Origin of the sequence: Acinetobacter calcoaceticus, from assembly GCF_051947995.1 — a bacterium.
Lineage (GTDB): Bacteria > Pseudomonadota > Gammaproteobacteria > Pseudomonadales > Moraxellaceae > Acinetobacter.
This window is the reverse complement of the sequence record NZ_JBLVVH010000003.1, coordinates 409215-426942: the sequence shown is the minus strand read 5'-3', so window position 1 is coordinate 426942 and position 17728 is coordinate 409215. Positions and strand designations below refer to the sequence as shown.

Genomic DNA, 17728 nt, shown 5'->3' with positions numbered 1-17728 from the left:
ATAAACCTATGAGTGTAAAGTTACAGCAAATTATTGATTCGATCATCCAGAATGAAACCTTAAGTGGCACGTCTCTGATTACAACCATTTTTGGGGATTCAATCCTCCATCGTGGCGGTAATATCAGTCTTGCCAGCTTGATCCAGTTGATGGAGCTGTTCAACTTTAATGATCGTGCTGTCCGGACTTCGGTTTTTCGTCTGGTCAAAAATGAATGGTTGGGTTCGGATAAAATTGGTAGAACCAGTTTTTACCGGATTACAGATGCCAGCCGTTTCAAATACTTACAGGCTGAGCAACGGATTTATAATGACCAGATGAAAGAATGGGATCATGCTTGGGATCTGATCCTGATGTCGAGTCTGGATACCGACAATAAGGCTTTTCTCAAGAAAGAACTGGAATGGCTGGGCTTTGCCAATATTTCGACCAACCTGATGGCATACCCGGGTTCGAATCGACTGCAATTGCAAAAACTGCTGGTTGATCTCAACATGAGCGAGCAGGTGGTGGTGTTTAAGGCTGAGACCTTACAGTTGTTTAATAACTCGACTGACACCATCAGCCGGATGTTAGAGACCAACTGGCCGATTGATGAGCTGCGTCAACGTTATTTACAATTTCTGGATATGTTTCGGGAGATTGGCGCAATTTTGATGCAAGAGGATGAACGCATTGAACCAATTCAAGCCTTCCAGATACGGACCTTGCTGATTCATTATTATCGCCGGATTTTACTCAAAGATCCTGCTTTGCCGTTAGAGCTGTTATCGACAGACTGGCCTGCGGTCAAGGCACGAACTTTATCCATGAATATTTATAAAAAAGTCTTTGAAGCCGCAGATGAGTATTTCCTGTCGGTTGCGGCAACCTCGGAAGGGCCTATGCCCAATGCGACTGCACATTTTTGGCGGCGTTTTGGTGGCTTGAGCCAAAATAATGAGAGAGTGGCTGATGCCTTGTTACAGTATTGATGGAGTGATTCCTGTCGTTCATCCTGATGCATTTGTACATCCAACCGCTGTTTTAATTGGTGATGTCATCATTGAAGCCGGTGTCTATATTGGTCCTTTTGCTTCATTACGCGCTGATTTTGGCCGCATCCATATCAAGCAGAATGCCAATATCCAGGACAATTGTATCATTCATGGTTTTCCGCAAAGCGTCACCCTGATTGAAGAAATGGGACATATTGGTCATGCTACGACCTTGCATGGCTGCCGTATCGGCAAGAATGCCTTGATCGGCATGAACAGTGTGATACTGGATTATGCCGAGATTGGTGAAAACAGCATTATCGGTGCAAATAGTCTGGTAAAAACCAAGGATCACATTCCAGCCAATGTACTGGCCATGGGAAGTCCTGCCAAGGTTGTGCGTGATTTATCAGAACAGGAATGCGCATGGAAAATCAAAGGTACGCAAGAATATATCCAGCTGACACAGCGCTGTTTAGACAGCATGACCGAGGTTAAGCCTTTAACAGCCGATTCATCTGAACGTAAAACCTATCAGGATTTTCAGTCGGAGCATCAGATTAAACCCGGTACCTAATTGGCTTGAGTTTAAGGTATTCAGACATGGTTATTATCGGTGTCAGGGGATAGACTATGGGGTCGCATTCTAATTCAAATTATCTAAGCAGCTAGATGGAAATAGCCAGCCGAACATTTCTTTTAAATCACATTGCGTAACTCATTGGCAGTATTGCGCAGTAAAGGCAGAATTTGCTGAACCAGATACTCCTCTTGCACCCGATTGGTCTGCGACATGCAGTTAAGTGCCGCAATAGCTTGACCTTGAGCATTCAGTACTGGTACTGCAATTGCAATCACACCCAGCTCATGCTCTTCTTTCGATAAACAATAGTCCGAAAATGAGATGCTTTTCAGCACGTCTATAAACTTTGCTTCATCGATAATGGTGAAAGGTGTTAAACGCTTTAAGCTATAGCTTTTGACCCAATCGCGCTGAGCCTGCTCAGATAATGCTGCCAATAACACCTTTCCTGTCGAGGTTGCATGTGCAGGTAGGCGGTTGCCTAGATGCATGCCATAAGGACTGACCCGCAGGTTGTCATGTTGGGGAAGATAGCTACGGGCGATGGGCACCACTTCATTATCATCCAAAACGACCAAAGAAAAAGTCAAAGAAGTCTGGGCACATAAAAGATTGAGAAAAGACTGGGCAATTTTGGGTAGATGGGCAGAACTCAGATAAGAGCTGGAAAAACGTAATACCCGATGGGTCAACCAGAAATAATGCTCGTCGGTATCTAAATAGCCTAAGTATTTTAAGGTCTTTAAATGTCTACGTGCGGCTGTGCGGCTAATACCTGTCCGTTCTGCGACCTGTGTAACATTCAAACGTTGGCGATCAATACCAAAGGCTTCAAGCAAAGCCAGACCTTTGGCCAAACCCGCAATATAGTCTTCCTGACGAATACGTTCATGAGAACTCGGGTGCTCTAAAAAATCATCGGTAGAGGACATCCTTTCTTCCTTGTTATTTTGTATGTTTTGTCCGCTAATCGGACAAGTTGAATGATATACGGCTCTTTTCAATTTGCATACATCGTATCCCTCATTGAAAAGCAGTAGTTTAAAAGTCAGGAGATAACAAGGAAGATGTAATGGATATTTTAAAGACGCAAGTTGCAATTATCGGTTCTGGCCCAGCGGGTTTGTTACTGGGACAACTGTTATATAAGGCTGGGATTGAACATATCATTGTTGAGCAACGTAGTGCTGAATATGTCGCTTCACGCATACGTGCTGGCATTTTAGAGCAGGTATCGGTTGACTTACTGAAACAGGCAGGTGTCGATCAACATTTAAAAGAGAAAGGATTACCGCATTCAGGGATTGAGATCCTCACCAATGGGCAGAAACATCGTGTTGATTTGTCTGCACTGACAGGCGGTAAACAAGTCACGGTTTATGGACAGACCGAAGTTACCAAAGACCTGATGGCTGCGCGTGAAGCTGCACAGCTGACCTCATTTTATGAAGCGCAAAATGTGCAGGTGCACGGTTTTTATGATGCGCCAGACGTTCATTTTGACTATCAGGGCAAAGCTTTTCAAATTCAGTGTGATTTTATAGCCGGTTGCGATGGCTATCACGGTATTTGTCGAGCCAGTGTGCCTGAGGACAAGATCAAAACTTTTGAAAAAGTTTACCCATTTGGCTGGTTAGGTGTATTGGCCGATGTACCGCCAGTAGCAGATGAATTGATCTATGTACAGTCTGAACGTGGTTTCGCGTTATGTAGTATGCGTTCAGAAACCCGTAGCCGTTATTATTTACAGGTACCATTGACGGATCATGTCGAAGACTGGTCAGATGAGCGATTCTGGGAAGAATTGAAATGTCGTTTAGATCCTGAAAGCCGTCAACATTTAGTCACTGGTGCATCGATCGAAAAGAGTATTGCACCGTTGCGTAGTTTTGTGACCGAGCCGATGCGGTTTGGTAAAATGTTCTTAGCAGGAGATGCGGCGCATATTGTTCCGCCAACCGGGGCCAAGGGGCTTAATCTGGCGGCTTCGGATATTGCTTATCTATCGAGCGCGTTGATCGAGTATTACACGGAGGATTCGAGTCAGGGCATTGATGAATATTCGGAAAAATGTTTACAACGGGTCTGGAAGGCTGAGCGTTTTTCCTGGTGGATGACGCATTTGCTGCATCGTTTTGAAACCGAAAGCGAGTTTGACCATAAAATCAAGCAGGCTGAACTTAGTTATATTTTAGGCTCGACAGCGGGCAGAACCACTTTGGCAGAGAACTATGTAGGACTGCCATATGAAATTCAAAAAATGCCAGAAACCTGTGCTTAACAGCATAACTTTCTGATCAATAGAGATTAAAAAAGCCTGTGCATAAGAATGGACAGGCTTTCTATCATGTCACTGGAAATGATCGATCACGTAAATTGACGAATCATTTTACGGACATTGGTTTTTGCATCAATCACAGTCATAAAGGTGTAGGCACCAATGAATTTACGGCTAATGAACATAAACTCTTTCGGTGGAACCGAGAAATAGCGGGAGGCCATCGATTGCCCAGCCTGTTGCATCACACGACTATGCAACTGACTTTTTTTCCAGTCATAACGGTCCTGATCATCCATTATCCCCGCAGGCATATCTGGATTATTTTCTGGACAGCTAAAGGCTTCCGTGGCAATCAGGAACACATCTGCCATACCCGGTTTGACGCTTTCTGGCATACCATCAAAGAATTCATAACCCTTCATGGCTTTGACCATCGCGGTCTTGTCATGATCATAGCCAGCTTGAATCAGGTTGCGCGCCACAGTCAATAAATTATTGTCAAACTGACGAATTGCACCGAAGTCGAGTAAAACGATTTTATCGTTAACTTCATTGCCATCACCCAAACGAACCAGATAATTACCAAAGTTCGGATCGGTTTGCATTTCACCCCATTCAAATAATTCACGCACTGCAATTTCAAGAGAGGCTTCACCCAACTGGTTGCGGCGTTCTTGTGGAAGAGAAAGCATGACAGGACTATTTACCGGAACACCACGTTCAAAGGTCATGCAAAGTACTTTTTCAGCGCAGAATTCGTCCACAATTTGTGGAACGATATAACGCGGATCATCTTTCAAACGTTCAGCGAAACGACGTGTGGTTGCAGCTTCAATCGCATAATCCACTTCACGATGCATCATGTCACGGACTTCATCAAACCATTGATCAAACTCACGGGTTTGCGGGACCATCCGAGTCAGTTTCAGCATATTCTTAAACAGATTCATATCTGAGTCGATTGCTTCAGCCACACCCGGATACTGGATTTTAAGCACCAGTTCCTGCCCATCTGACTTTCGGGTCGCGCGATGAACCTGAGCCAGTGAAGCTGTGCCAATCGGTTCATGATCGATAGTTAAGTCGTCAAGTTTTGAACCTAACTGATCTTGCAAGTGTGCCTTGATTGCAGGCCAGGCAAGGGCTACGGTCTGATTATTCAGGGTATTTAATGCCTGGGTAATTTCTTCAGGCAAGAAATGCTCGCCATATAAGGCCATCATCTGGCCAATCTTGACGATTGAACCTTTAAGTTTGCCAATTTCAGAAACCAAATAATGCGCCTGTTCAGCCATGGCTTTTTTACGTTTCTTCTCTTTTTCTTCTTCACTGGAGAAAAGAGAAGTTGCACTTGCAGTTGCCCAACGTGTTCCAGCAAGTAAAGACGCTTTTGCGATAGATAAGCGACGATCCACCGAGGAGGTTTTTAGATTCTTAAGCTTATCGTTCTGATCTGACATGAAAGAAAAATCCTATGCTGAAATCGGAGGGTTGAAAGCCGAGTGATAAATTGTAGCGGATATTACCGCTTTTGAACGTATTAAAATAGTTCAATCTCTTGAATTATCAGTCTAAATTTGTGCAATAGGGTAATTGTCCATAAATAGCCTAAGTAGAATCTAGATTCATCTTTTGGCTTTCGTATACATATGTCCTAAATTTTAAACTGAATTTTTAAAGTTGCCCGTTTCATCAGTGCGGCTCGATGGGTATGAATATGTTTAACCAGCATCCGTTTAACCTGACTATGATGAAAACCGAGTGCGTAGGCTTTTACGATAATAATACTGGGTAGGGTAAAGAAAAAATACTTGGTGTCGTCTAAAGTTGCTTCTTTAAAAACATCTTCTTCAACGAGAAGATCTTTTAAAAACTGCTTTTCTGCTTGGACAGTAGAAGAGCTTTCATCGTCCCAATAATTCTGGCGCATTGCCATCAAATTATTATGCTTATAACTCATGAATTGTTTAAGCCTGTTCATTTCATCTTTAGCCAATATATGAGGTTGTTTCAAGATTTATCAAGAAGAGATTTATATCCAAAATAGCCTAAGCAAATTTAAACTTTTATTTTTAAAGTGCTACACTTATCCTACTTTTATTCCGAAAGCAAAAATACTGAATAGATATGACACCCGCTTGTAAATTACTGGAAAAAAATAAAATACCATTCTCAATTCATGAATATGAACATGATGTCAATGCAAAAAGTTTTGGACTGGAAGCCGCAGAAAAATTGAATCTCAAGGTTGAAGAAGTATTCAAAACCTTAATGGTGACAGATGAAAAAAATTATTTCATCGCCATTTTACCGGTCCATCATCAACTTAATCTGAAAAAAGTAGCAGCAGCAGTCGGTTGTAAGAAACTGCAAATGGCAAATCCAAAAGATGCTGAACGTTTAACCGGCTATCTGGTCGGCGGAATTAGTCCTCTCGGACAAAAGAAACGTCTTAAAACCGTGATCGATGCCACGGCGCAAAGTTTGGCGAAAATTTATGTCAGTGGGGGCAAAAGAGGACTGGATATTGGATTAAATCCTCAGGATCTAGCTCAATTACTGGGTGCTAAATTTGCTGATGTGCTTGATTTATAAAATATTAATATTTGGTGTCAAGGTTCTTTTTAATTTAAAAGCGATAGTTAAAAGCTAAAGATTGAAACAACGATAGATATCAGCAGATATCTATCGTATTTGATGTTGGAAATTACCATTTATGCGTATAAGAGACTTTCGCGGTTAGGCCACTCGCTAATAGGTGACTGGTGTTGTTGCTATTGCGCATCAGCTGGCTATAAAGCGGATAGTATTCACGATTGAACATATTCTCGATACCAATCGTCATCGTATCCTGTTTATTGATCGCAAAACTGCTGATTAAATCCGCTGTGGTATAGGATTTGATATCATAGCGTCCAAAGCCATTGTTACCATTGAGACGGTAGTCTTCTGCACCGAAATACGTCGCCTGAATACGGTTGGTCCAGGTATCGGTCGGGCTATAGGAAATATAGGCGGTCACTTTTAACGGCGGAATACGGAAACCTGTCATATCCTGTTCAGTATGACTATTTTGCGGTGTCTCACGTCCTTTCATCCAGGTCACACTCCCGCCAGCACCCCAGACTTTGGCATCTTCAAGATAATCCAGCGTCGCTTCTACACCAGTCACTTTTTCCTTGGTTCGGGTCAGAATTAACCCGTTGCCAAAGGATTGCACGCCACCCAGATCAGACGTGGAGTGGAATACGGCTAAGCTTGAGCTAAAATTATTGAAATTGCCATTCCAGCCGAGTTCATAATTATCCACTTTGATTGGTTTTAAAAATGACGAGCTTAAGTCAAAATTTTTTCCTGCGTTACGAATAACCACACCCACATCAGGTAACTGGAAACCTTGGTTAAATGAGGCATAAATTGAATGTTCGTCATTTGGTGAGAAAGTAAGATTGGCATTGTACAACCATGCATCCGCCTTTACTTTACCACCTTGGACGGTATAGGGAACGGATTCTTTGAGCTGGGATAACGGCACAAAGCTGTTAATTTTGGCAAAACTGTTCTCATAGCGTGTGCCAACTTCAGCCGACCATTGATCGTTAAAACGATGCTTCAACTGCACAAATCCACCTAGGCTCTGGGTAGTAAGTTCAGGTAAATAAATCAGCTTTCCAGTTTTGACGAATTCCAGCCCACCAGATTGATCATAGATATCTTGATCGAAAGTATCTAGCGGCATTTCACTCTTTTCACGGCTAAAATCACCACCCCAGACCAGTGAACTGTCACCCAGAAACTCAAGCGGCGTCGTGACGGTTAAGCGACTCCCGAGCACATTATTGTTTTGGTAGACCTGATCGACCTGTCCTCCGCGTGTGGGTACTTTACGCGCATCAAAGGGGGCAAAGCGGGTGAAAAAGTCGCGGTAATAAATCTGGGCATCGAGTTTATTGCCAAATAAATCTTTATGGCTATAGGTCAGATTATAAATCTGGTTTTCATTTTTATTCTGTTCTTTTAATTTCAATCCTTTGATTGCCTTGGCAGGAACACTGCCTGGGGGGAGTTGGGCAACGCTTGGATCAGAAGCATAGTCGGAATCCTGTTCGGCATTATAATAGTTTGCAGCCAGTTGTAGATACTGATTATCGTCCAAGTGATAGCCGAGTTTAGTACCGATACTATAGGCATCGGCATCAAACAGATCGCCCTGACTCGGTTCGGGTGCAATCCGTTTTCCTCTTGCATCATAGGGACTGCCAATTCTTTGATAGCCAAAATCCAGTGCATAATCGAAGTCATTCAGACTGCCTGAAAAATATTGATGAATATCGCCACTGAAGGCATCGGAACGGATATTGGTGAGCGGACTCTGTAAGCCGATCACGGTTTTAGCAGCAGGTTCACCGCCAGCCGCTTTAGTGGTAATTGAAATGGTACCACCCGCTGCGCCGCTGCCATAAATTGCATTACTGCCACGTATGACTTCAATGCTACTGATACTTTGCGGATCAATCGCAGAAAGTCCTCTGGATGTGTCCCGCGTTAAATTCATCGGCACGCCATCGACCAGAATCAGTGCATTACGTCCACGTAAGGTTTGCCCGAAATCGGTAATGGTGCGGCTTGAATCGGATAAGCCGGGGACTGCTTTAGCCAGCACAGTCGCGAGATTGCCTGATGAAGCATTTTTTAAAAGTTCAATTTGCTGTTCATCGAGTCGCGTGACTTGCTTGGCAGAAGAGGAGAGCTCATCGGAACGTGAGGCTTGCACGGTAATGGTCGGTAGTTGCTCTGGTTTTTCGCCAGAGAGAGTTGCTTCAGTGGAAGCCGCTGCAAAAGATGTATTGGAAAATAAAATGAATCCCCCGATCGACAAAAAGGGAATAATACGTTTCACATCTGCGTTTTTATCTAAGCTTTTATGGCGCTTCATCATCGTTCCTATGATCTCAGCCTGAGATTGTTTTTAAATTTTCGGCATTATAGGGGAGAGAATAGTGAACAGTGCAATAGGCGAAATCATCATTTTATTCTTTATCTTCATCAGGAAAAGCAAAGGGATCTGTGGAAGAGGTTTTTTGATAATACAGGCACATAAATGCATCATTTTGGGATGTATTTATCTAATTTGCTGTAATTTAAGGAATTTTAAAATCATAAAAAGCTATCAATATTGAGTGAATCATCATTTTATTAAATAAAAACGATTATTATCTTTTTGTATCTGATTTCGCATAAAGCAAATAAAAAGCAAATCATTTCAATGCATTGAATTGTTTTATAGCAGCAAAATGTAGAATTGAAAATATAAATGATAATAATTATCATTAGCTACATCTTAAATGGACCTAAGTTCCGTTCAGGATATGTTTATGGCCTAAAACATTTCGAAAAATAAATCAGATCTCTGGATAGAGGAAACAATCGGATGCAATCACTTGCCAATCGGTTGGCGATACAACATTTCGTCAACGCCTACACGCAAGAAACAGGCAAAGGTCACTTGCTTAATAAGAATCAGCAGAGTCCACATCAGCAAGCGTTTAGCCAAGGTTTGACGCTGTTAACCATTCCGATCCACTCCATTCAAGCACAATGCTATTTCCCGTTGGCCTATGTCAGTCGAGTCGGGCGACATCGCTTGGCCGATTTTCCGCAAATTATTGTTCATGGACAAAGTAGAACCTTCAGTCCCGTTGCCATTGTTGGCCTGTTACTGGAAGAACTGGTTTTTGAGTCCGAGCTTGCATTAGATGCCGCTTCTCTAATGGAAAAATGGATTCAGAGCCGTGATGCTTTACAGCAGTTTTTAGTCCAGCGTGAACATGACTTTGATGATCTGATCAAAGCAGGACAGAATTTCATTGAATCTGAACAGGCTTTAGTCCTTGGGCATAGCATGCATCCTGCACCAAAGAGCCGGACGGGTTTTGTACATGAGGACTGGTACAAGTTTTCTCCGGAAAATAAGGGACAAACTCAACTGCATTACTGGTTTGTGCATCAGGATTATATTGCTGAGGGTAGCGCGACTGATGAGGCTATTTCAGCCCAGCTTAAAAGCGCGTTGCAATGGTATTTATCTGAACAGGATCTTAAGCTGCTCAACACTCATACCGAGTATAAGTTACTGCCTTTACATCCTTGGCAGGCACGTTATCTGCAAAGCAAGCCGTGGTTTGAGCGTTTGAAACAAACCGGACAGCTGATTGATCTGGGTTTACGTGGCTGGCAATTTGCACCGACCACTTCCATTCGAACACTGGCAAGTTTTAATGCGCCGTGGATGGTGAAACCGTCACTGTCGGTGATGATTACCAATTCAATCCGTGTCAATCTGGCAAAAGAATGTCACCGTGGTGAACTGACCCATCGTTTATGGCACAGTGAGTTTGGGCAGAATATCTTAAAAAACTGCCCAACTCTGAAAGCGGTCAATGATCCTGCATGGATGGCTTTGCAAATTGATGGTGAAGTGGTCAATGAAAGTATCTGTATTTTCCGTGATCAGCCTTTTAGTCCACAACAGCAAGTCACCTGTATTGCCTCATTGTGTCAGGACCATCCGGGCAAGGCTTTAAATCGTTTTAATGCGCTTTTCGCAAATATTGCCAAAGCACATCCTGAAATGGATCTTTCAGAGATTGCTCTGGACTGGTTTAACCGCTTCCTTGAGGTAAGTTTGCAGCCGTTGATGTATCTCTATCATCGTTACGGAATGGCATTCGAATCGCATCAGCAAAATGTGCTGCTGGAAATGGAGAATTATTTTCCCAAAACCTTATGGTTACGTGACAATCAGGGCTTCTACTATATTGAAGAGTTTGCCACTGAAATTTTAAAGGCCTTACCTGAGCTAAAAGAAAAGGCATTTGCAGTGGGGCCGAAAGATTTCGTTGATGAGCGTTTCAGCTATTATTTCTTTGGCAATACCTTATTCGGCATTATTAATGCGATTGGTGCAACGGGTCATATAAGCGAAGATGTGCTGCTTGAGCATTTAAAAGTGTTCTTGCAGGATTTATTGCAGCAGTATCCTGACAGCACCTTGTTACAAGGCTTGTTGTTTAATGAAACCTTGCCATATAAAGGTAATTTGCTGACACGCTTGCATGAGCTGGATGAATTGATTGCGCCTGTTGAGCATCAATCTGTGTATGTGCAATTGCAAAATCCGCTGTTTATTGAGCAGAAGGATGTGAGCTATGCTTGATTTTATCGGCATTGGCTTGGGGCCTTTTAATTTAAGTCTGGCCAGTTTGCTGCAAAACAAAAGTGACCTTCAATATCGCTTTTTTGAGCAGAAAGATGGCTTTGACTGGCATGCGGGCATGCAGCTACCCCATGCTTTACTACAAGTTCCGTTTATGGCGGATCTGGTCAGTCTGGTTGAGCCGACCAGTCCTTATAGTTTTCTTAACTATTTAAAACATCAGCAACGTTTATATAAGTTTTACTTCCGTGAAAACTTATATATTCCACGTCAGGAATATAACCATTATTGTCAGTGGGTGGTGCAGCAGCTCGAGCATATCCGCTTCAACAGCCGTGTTCTGGATGTGCAACCGATCAAGGGCGGTTTTGAGGTCGAAGTTCTGGCGAATGGTGAACAGCAGCGCTACCAGACACGTCAATTGGTACTGGGAATCGGTACAGTTCCGCATTTACCTGAAAGTTTGCAGCAGGCCTATCCAAAAACAAAGCAATGCTTACATTCGGCTGAATATTTAAAGCAATGTCCTGCGCAGTTAAAAGGCAATGTGGTGTTGATTGGTTCAGGCCAGTCCGCGGCAGAAATTTTTATTGACCTGTTTGATCGTCAATATGCGCAAGGCAAAGCCACGCCTGATTTCCATTTGCATTGGCTGACACGCTCTGCGGGTTTTTTCCCGATGGAGAATACGCCATTAGGACTAGAGCATTTTAGTCCTGACTATATGCAGTATTTCTATCATTTACCTGCAGGATTAAAGGCTACATTACCTGCGCAGCAAGCCAATCTGTATAAAGGCATCAGCAGTAAAACGATTCGTGATATTTACGAACGGCTGTATCACCGGAGTATCGGTGGTCAGCAGACTGATGTGACCTTGGCTGGACATCACCAGTTGCAACATGCGGAAGTGCTGGAAAACCAGAAAATTCGTTTGCGTTTCGAGCACCAGCAGCAGGGCGAGCATTATGTACTGGATGCAGATAGTGTCATCGCGGCCACAGGTTATCGTTATCCTAAACCTGCTTTCTTGGAAAACCTGCAAAATTTGATTCGCTTGGATCAAACCGGGCGTTGGCAAGTTAGTGCCGATTTTGAGGTGAACTATCAGGGCGATGGACGGATTTTCCTGCAAAATATGGAAGTTTTCCATCATGGTGTCGGGACACCAGATCTGGGTTTGGGCGCGCATCGGGCTGCTACCATTGCCAATCAGTTATTAGGTGAAGAGCTGTTTAAGCTGGATCAGGCCCAGTCTTATCAGCAATTTGGTGTGGCACCTGCTGCACAGTCAGATCAACCTGTGCGAAATCCTGTACAACTGGCCGATTCAGGCTTAACCCGTGTTATGCATAAATCCGGTCAGCTTCGGCATACTTCTCCCGCTTTTTATGCACAAGTAAAGTTGTCAGAGCACATTGACTAAGGTCAACAGAGGAATCGCACATATGGAACGGTCTTCTGTACCCATCAATCAGGCGGCACACGTGGGCTTGCAGCGTTATGTTTTACTCACAGTCATGCTAGGTACCGGTACCGTCAGTTTAAACAACAGTAGTTTTAATCCCGCCATACCTCAACTGATGCAGTATTTCCAGATTGGTGAAGTCTGGGCAAGTTGGGTGGTGGTCGCATTTTTACTGGCGATGAGTATCAGCTTGCCACTGGCGGGGTATTTCAGCCAGCGTTTTGGCAAAAGAAAAACTTATCTAACGGCGTTGTTATGTTTTGCCTTGGCATCAACACTCGGCGGCTTATTCAACCAGTTTGAGTCAGTCCTGATTGCAAGAGCGCTGCAAGGTTTTTGTAGTGGCCTGATGATCCCATTGTCACTCGGTCTGATTTTTTCAGTCACGCCGAGTGAACAACGGGGTGGGACCACAGGGCTATGGGGCGCCATGATCATGCTGACTTTGGCGATTGGGCCGATGTTAGGCGCACTGATTCTGGTCTGGCTCGACTGGCAGGCTTTATTCTTTATTAACCTGCCTGTTGCCTGTATCGCATTATGGTTGGGATATCTGTACCTGCCTAAAGAACAAGGCGATATCAACCAGTCTTTTGACTGGATCGGTTTTGGTTGCCTCAGTCTGAGCATTATTTTGTTATTAGGTACTTTGAGTCAGATTCATCGACTTGAAGATGTCGCACAGCCAGTCTATGGGTTATTACTTGCATTGAGCGTTTTAACATTCTGGCTATTCGCCAGAAGGCAGAAAAATCAGACCAGTCCATTGATTGAGCCGGCATTGTTTGCGGCAACAGGTTTTCGATTCAGTTTGATGATCTGTGTGGCGCAAACGGTGGGCCTGTTTATTGGCATGTTGCTGGTGCCGTTGTGGATTCAGCAGAGTTTGCAACTTAGCCCACTCTGGACAGGGTTTGCCTTGATGAGTAGTGCCTTGGTGACTGGTTTATGCAGCCAGCCTGCAGGTAAATATCTCGATCGTTACGGCGCCGCAAAAATTATGAGTCTGGGCTTACTCATTACCGCATTGGCTTTTGCCTTGCTGGCATGGGCACCGGTCAAAAATGTCTGGTTCATTATCTTCTGCATGATGTTGCATGGTCTGGGTATGGGACTGTCCTATATGCCATCGACCACGGCAGGGCTCAACAGCTTACGTCAGCAACAACAGCATCTGGTTACTCAGGCGGCGGCCTTAAACAATCTGTTCCGTCGGATCTTTGCCGCAGTTGCCGTGGTACTGGCTGCCTTGTATCTGCAATTACATCAGGATCTTTTGCACACCACTCCTGATACCGCACTGGATTCATTTAAGGGCATTCAGGACATCTTTATTTTTTGTACGGTCCTGATCCTGTGCGCTTTGCCCTATGCATGGCGCTTTCCAGATCAACACAAAATCAATGAATTCAATAATTAGGAAGACAAATATGGGACAATTACATCCAGTTTTATCAAATACACATATGCTTCAAAATACCTTTCAAGCCTGGCAACAACCACAACCGGAGCAGGCCAAACAGGTTGAACAACGGGTGATCAAGCAACTGTTACAAGCTTTGATTTTTGAAGAAATTATTTGCGCTGAGCATGATGGTGAAAATTTTGTGATTCAGGTACAGGATCGCCAACAGCAAGCGGTTCAGTATATTGCCAAAGGGCAACGCCAATACAGCTATAAGCTGGTGCGACTGGCGCGTGATCAGGAGGTACTTCGTCAGGATGCTCAGGGCAATACACAACCAGCACGTCTAAATCAGGTCATTGATGAGATCCTGCGCTCGATTGCTGACGCTGCCAAAGTCGAAGATTTTATTTTTGAATTAAAGCGTACCTATATTCATGACCTGCAATCACAGGTCTGTTTTGAAAACTACAGCTTGCCTGCAATTCAGTATCCATACGATATTCTGGAATCTTATTTGATGGATGGGCATCCCTATCATCCATGTTACAAATCCCGGGTTGGTTTTAGTCTGCAAGACAATGTCCGTTATGGGGTGGAGTTTGCCCAGCCGATGGCATTGGTCTGGTTAGCCGTACACCGGAAGCTGGTTGCGCAAAACCATTCCAGTCACCTTGAAACAGAGGCATTTTTTAAAGAACAATTGAATGAAGCTGACTTTATCCAGTTTCAGCAACAACTGGACAAGCAAACTCAAAACGCCGCTGAATATGTCTGGATTCCCGTCCATCCTTGGCAATGGGAAAATCACTTGATTTCAATTTTTGCACAAGAAATTGCCGATCAGGACATCATTTATTTAGGGCATAGTCATGACCGTTATCTGGCCCAGCAGTCATTGCGAACCGTCACCAATTTACAGCATCCGGAAAAACCGTATATCAAGCTTTCCATGAGCTTGACCAATACTTCAAGTTCACGTGTGCTGGCAAAACATACCGTGATGAACGGGCCCATCATTACCGACTGGCTGCAACGCCTGATTGATCACAGTGAAACGGCGCAACAGCTGGATTTTGCGGTATTGCGTGAGGTTTACGGTCTGAGTGTAGATTTTACCCGTTTACCGGCTTCGCATGCCCAACAGGCCTATGGCACCATTGGTTGTTTATGGCGTGAAAGCGTGCATCAATATTTACGTGAAGGGGAAGATGCGATTCCACTGAATGGGGTGAGCCATATTCAAAAAGATGGACAGGCCCTGATTGCACCGTGGTTAAAACACTACGGAGTTGAGCAATGGACACGTCAATTGTTGAAAGTGGTCATTACGCCATTGATCCATTTGCTATTTGCCGAAGGGATTGCGACGGAATCGCATGGGCAAAATATTATTCTGGTGCATCAACAAGGTTGGCCAACCCGTGTATTGCTCAAGGATTTCCATGATGGCGTACGTTATAGCCCGTCACATCTGGCTCATCCGGAACTGGCACCTGAACTGGATCAGTTGCCGCCTGAACATGCCAAAACCAATAGCATGTCCTTTATCTTGACGGATGATCTGGACGGGATTCGTGACTTTAGTTGCGCCTGCCTGTTCTTTGTGGCCTTGACTGATATTGCGATTTTCCTCAATCAGACTTATTCAGTTGCAGAACAGGATTTCTGGCAGTGGGCTGCCGAAGTCATTCTGGACTATCAACAACAACATCCTGAACATCATCAACGCTATCAAATCTTTGATGTCTTTGCCGAAAAGTTACGGATTGAATCATTAACCAAACGCCGTTTGTTTGGTGATGGTCGTATGCAGATCAAGTTTGTTGATAACCCATTGGCGCCGTTTAAAGCGCAGGCGAAGTGAGGTTATTGATGAATGCACTTCAACCTGTCTATCAATTGACTGACAGAACCATTTTACAAGACTTTGTAAATGCTTTACTGGTGGAAGCCCTGATTCCTGAACAGTATATTGTGGATGATTCAACCGCACAGTCCAAACTGGATGTATTCGATTTTGACTTAAAACAGCAGTTTAATCATAGGCCTGAGCAGCAGTACGTGGTACTGTTGCCTGAGCAAACATCACACTATTGTGTTGTTTTCGCTGTACAGTCAGGCATTACCCAAGCGTGGTCTTTTGCGGCCGAGTCGGAAATTTTACGAATTACAGCAGGCAATCAGCACACGCAAGTTCACCCGATTGAATTCTTTGAGCTGTTTGAATGTCTGCAACAGATCGGACTGTTTCAACATTGTCAGGCCGACAAGCTGCAGGTCTTTTCTGAGCAAATCCAGAAATGTTTAACACAATATCGTTTGTTGCAACAGCATCAAGTCGATGCCCATGATCTGATTCATCAAAGCCCGGCGCAGGTATTTCGTATTTTAGAGCAATATGCGGGCTATCGGGATCGGCCATATCATCCTTTATCTAAGTTAAAGGAAGGGCTGAGCCAACAGGAGTATCTGCAATATTGTCCTGAATTTGCACAGGAACTGAGGATTCATTGGGTAGCAGTGCATAAAGACAAAATGATGTTTGGTGCGGGTGTCGAGGATATTTTTACCCAGCAGCCGAGCCAGATTTTCATTAACCGTGCCGAACGCTATCAACTGAAACAGGAAATGTTCCAGCGTGGTTTAAGTGAAACGCATATCGCCATGCCTGTGCATCCGTGGCAATTCCAGCATTTATTTCAGCAATTCTTTGCTGAGGATATAGCGTCAGGCATCTGTCAGCCTTTGAATTTTGTCTCAACAGGCATGTATGCCAGCGCTTCGATGCGTAGTCTTTTGTCTGAGGATATTCCACAGCAAAGCCTGAAACTTCCGATTGGCATCAAGGCATTGGGATCTCTGCGTTTTCTGCCGATTGTAAAAATGATTAATGGCGAAAAAAACCAGAAATTATTGCAGCAGGCACAGCAAAAAGATCCAGTTCTGCAGCAAAAATTATGGCTGTGTGAGGAGACGCAATGGTGGTCTTATTTGCCGGAACAACAAGATGATCGAAGTGCGGATAATGAATGGCTATTTGTAGAGAAGCCGACTCATCTGGCCGCTCAACGCCGTTATATTCCAGCTGAACTGTTGCAACAGCCTTATCAACTGATTCCGATGGCCAGTCTAGGACATATTATTCCAGGGCAACCTGCGGTTTTTGATTATATTTTACAGCTGCAGCAGCTGGAAAATCATCCGGAACATGTGCTTGAGCAATTTGCCCAATTATGTGCCTGCTTCTTTGAGGTGAATTTACGCCTGTTCCGTCTCGGCTTGATGGGCGAAATTCATGGTCAGAACCTGTGTCTGGTGCTTAAACATGGTCAATTTGAAGGCCTGATGTTCAGAGATCACGATTCATTGCGTATTTATCTGCCGTGGCTGCTGCACAATGGTCTGGATGACCCGGACTACTTAAGCCCGCATGATTTCAGGAATACGCTTTATCACGACTCGGTTGAAGCCTTGCTGTTTTATATCCAGACGCTGGGTATTCAAATCAATTTAGGCTGCATAGTCGAGGCACTGGCAAAATATTATCAGATTGCAGCAGATCAACTCTGGCATGTCTTGGCTGAACAGTTACAGCAGGTACTAAACAGTCTGGATATTGAACCTGAAATTCTAAGTCAGTTACAGGCCTTACTGTTTGAGTCACCAAACTGGCCTTATAAACAGTTGATCCGGCCTTTGCTTGAGCAGGATACCCGTATTGGTAGTATGCCGTCAGGAATCGGAGAGACCCGAAACCCGCTTTGGCATGTTTTAGCTCGATCCGCATAAACTGCA

Annotated in this window: 13 protein-coding genes; 9 read left to right on the top strand and 4 right to left on the bottom strand. The window is 44.0% G+C overall.

Annotation, left to right across the window (positions count from 1 at the left end):
* Positions 1–8 precede the first annotated feature (8 nt).
* Together ACNQO6_RS07925 and ACNQO6_RS07920 are read left to right on the top strand one after the other, a co-directional pair.
* On the top strand, positions 9–974 hold the full coding sequence (locus ACNQO6_RS07925; RefSeq protein WP_440208603.1) for a PaaX family transcriptional regulator: 966 nt from the start codon (positions 9–11) through the stop codon (positions 972–974).
* Positions 955–1554, top strand: a complete 600-nt coding sequence (locus tag ACNQO6_RS07920) for a gamma carbonic anhydrase family protein (RefSeq protein WP_440208602.1) — start codon at positions 955–957, stop codon at positions 1552–1554. Before ACNQO6_RS07925 ends, ACNQO6_RS07920 begins: the two co-directional genes overlap by 20 nt.
* A 122-nt stretch (positions 1555–1676) precedes the next feature.
* Here the strand turns inward: ACNQO6_RS07920 and pobR are convergent, their stop codons facing one another.
* Entirely contained in the window at positions 1677–2492 is an 816-nt protein-coding gene (gene pobR, locus ACNQO6_RS07915) for an IclR family transcriptional regulator PobR (protein ID WP_440208601.1), read from the bottom strand.
* A gap of 140 nt (positions 2493–2632) precedes the next feature.
* Between pobR and pobA the strand changes: the two genes are divergently transcribed.
* Entirely contained in the window at positions 2633–3841 is a 1209-nt protein-coding gene (gene pobA, locus ACNQO6_RS07910; RefSeq protein WP_440208600.1) for a 4-hydroxybenzoate 3-monooxygenase, read from the top strand.
* 86 nt (positions 3842–3927) lie between these two features.
* On the opposite strand, the gene ACNQO6_RS07905 is transcribed toward pobA, so the two are convergent.
* The gene (locus tag ACNQO6_RS07905) at positions 3928–5301 is read right to left on the bottom strand and encodes an ABC1 kinase family protein (protein ID WP_032869113.1); all 1374 of its coding nucleotides are present in this window, start codon (positions 5299–5301) and stop codon (positions 3928–3930) included.
* A gap of 194 nt (positions 5302–5495) precedes the next feature.
* Positions 5496–5801: a hypothetical protein gene (locus tag ACNQO6_RS07900; protein ID WP_343579276.1), complete on the bottom strand. Its 306-nt coding sequence runs from the start codon at positions 5799–5801 to the stop codon at positions 5496–5498.
* Between the two features lie 167 nt (positions 5802–5968).
* On the opposite strand from ACNQO6_RS07900, the gene ybaK reads away from it, so the two are divergent.
* Positions 5969–6436, top strand: a complete 468-nt coding sequence (ybaK, locus tag ACNQO6_RS07895) for a Cys-tRNA(Pro) deacylase (RefSeq protein WP_440208599.1) — start codon at positions 5969–5971, stop codon at positions 6434–6436.
* A gap of 112 nt (positions 6437–6548) precedes the next feature.
* Here the strand turns inward: ybaK and ACNQO6_RS07890 are convergent, their stop codons facing one another.
* Complete coding sequence (locus ACNQO6_RS07890) at positions 6549–8777, bottom strand: TonB-dependent receptor (protein ID WP_440208598.1); 2229 nt, start codon at positions 8775–8777, stop codon at positions 6549–6551.
* A 495-nt stretch (positions 8778–9272) separates the two neighbouring features.
* On the opposite strand from ACNQO6_RS07890, the gene ACNQO6_RS07885 reads away from it, so the two are divergent.
* Genes ACNQO6_RS07885 through ACNQO6_RS07865 form a run of 5 tightly spaced genes read left to right on the top strand, consistent with a single transcriptional unit; the run spans position 9273 to position 17722 of the window.
* Complete coding sequence (locus tag ACNQO6_RS07885; RefSeq protein ID WP_440208597.1) at positions 9273–11057, top strand: IucA/IucC family protein; 1785 nt, start codon at positions 9273–9275, stop codon at positions 11055–11057.
* Positions 11050–12483 (top strand): lysine N(6)-hydroxylase/L-ornithine N(5)-oxygenase family protein, encoded by a 1434-nt coding sequence (locus ACNQO6_RS07880; RefSeq protein ID WP_440208596.1) that lies wholly within the window; start codon positions 11050–11052, stop codon positions 12481–12483. The genes ACNQO6_RS07885 and ACNQO6_RS07880 overlap by 8 nt, the downstream gene beginning before the upstream one ends.
* Positions 12484–12505: 22 nt before the next feature.
* Positions 12506–13945: an MFS transporter gene (locus tag ACNQO6_RS07875; RefSeq protein WP_440208595.1), complete on the top strand. Its 1440-nt coding sequence runs from the start codon at positions 12506–12508 to the stop codon at positions 13943–13945.
* Positions 13946–13955: 10 nt separating this feature from the next.
* Positions 13956–15797, top strand: a complete 1842-nt coding sequence (locus ACNQO6_RS07870) for an IucA/IucC family protein (protein ID WP_440208594.1) — start codon at positions 13956–13958, stop codon at positions 15795–15797.
* Positions 15798–15805: 8 nt separating this feature from the next.
* A complete protein-coding gene (locus ACNQO6_RS07865; RefSeq protein WP_440208593.1) occupies positions 15806–17722 on the top strand; it encodes an IucA/IucC family protein in 1917 nt (638 codons plus the stop codon).
* Positions 17723–17728 lie beyond the last annotated feature (6 nt).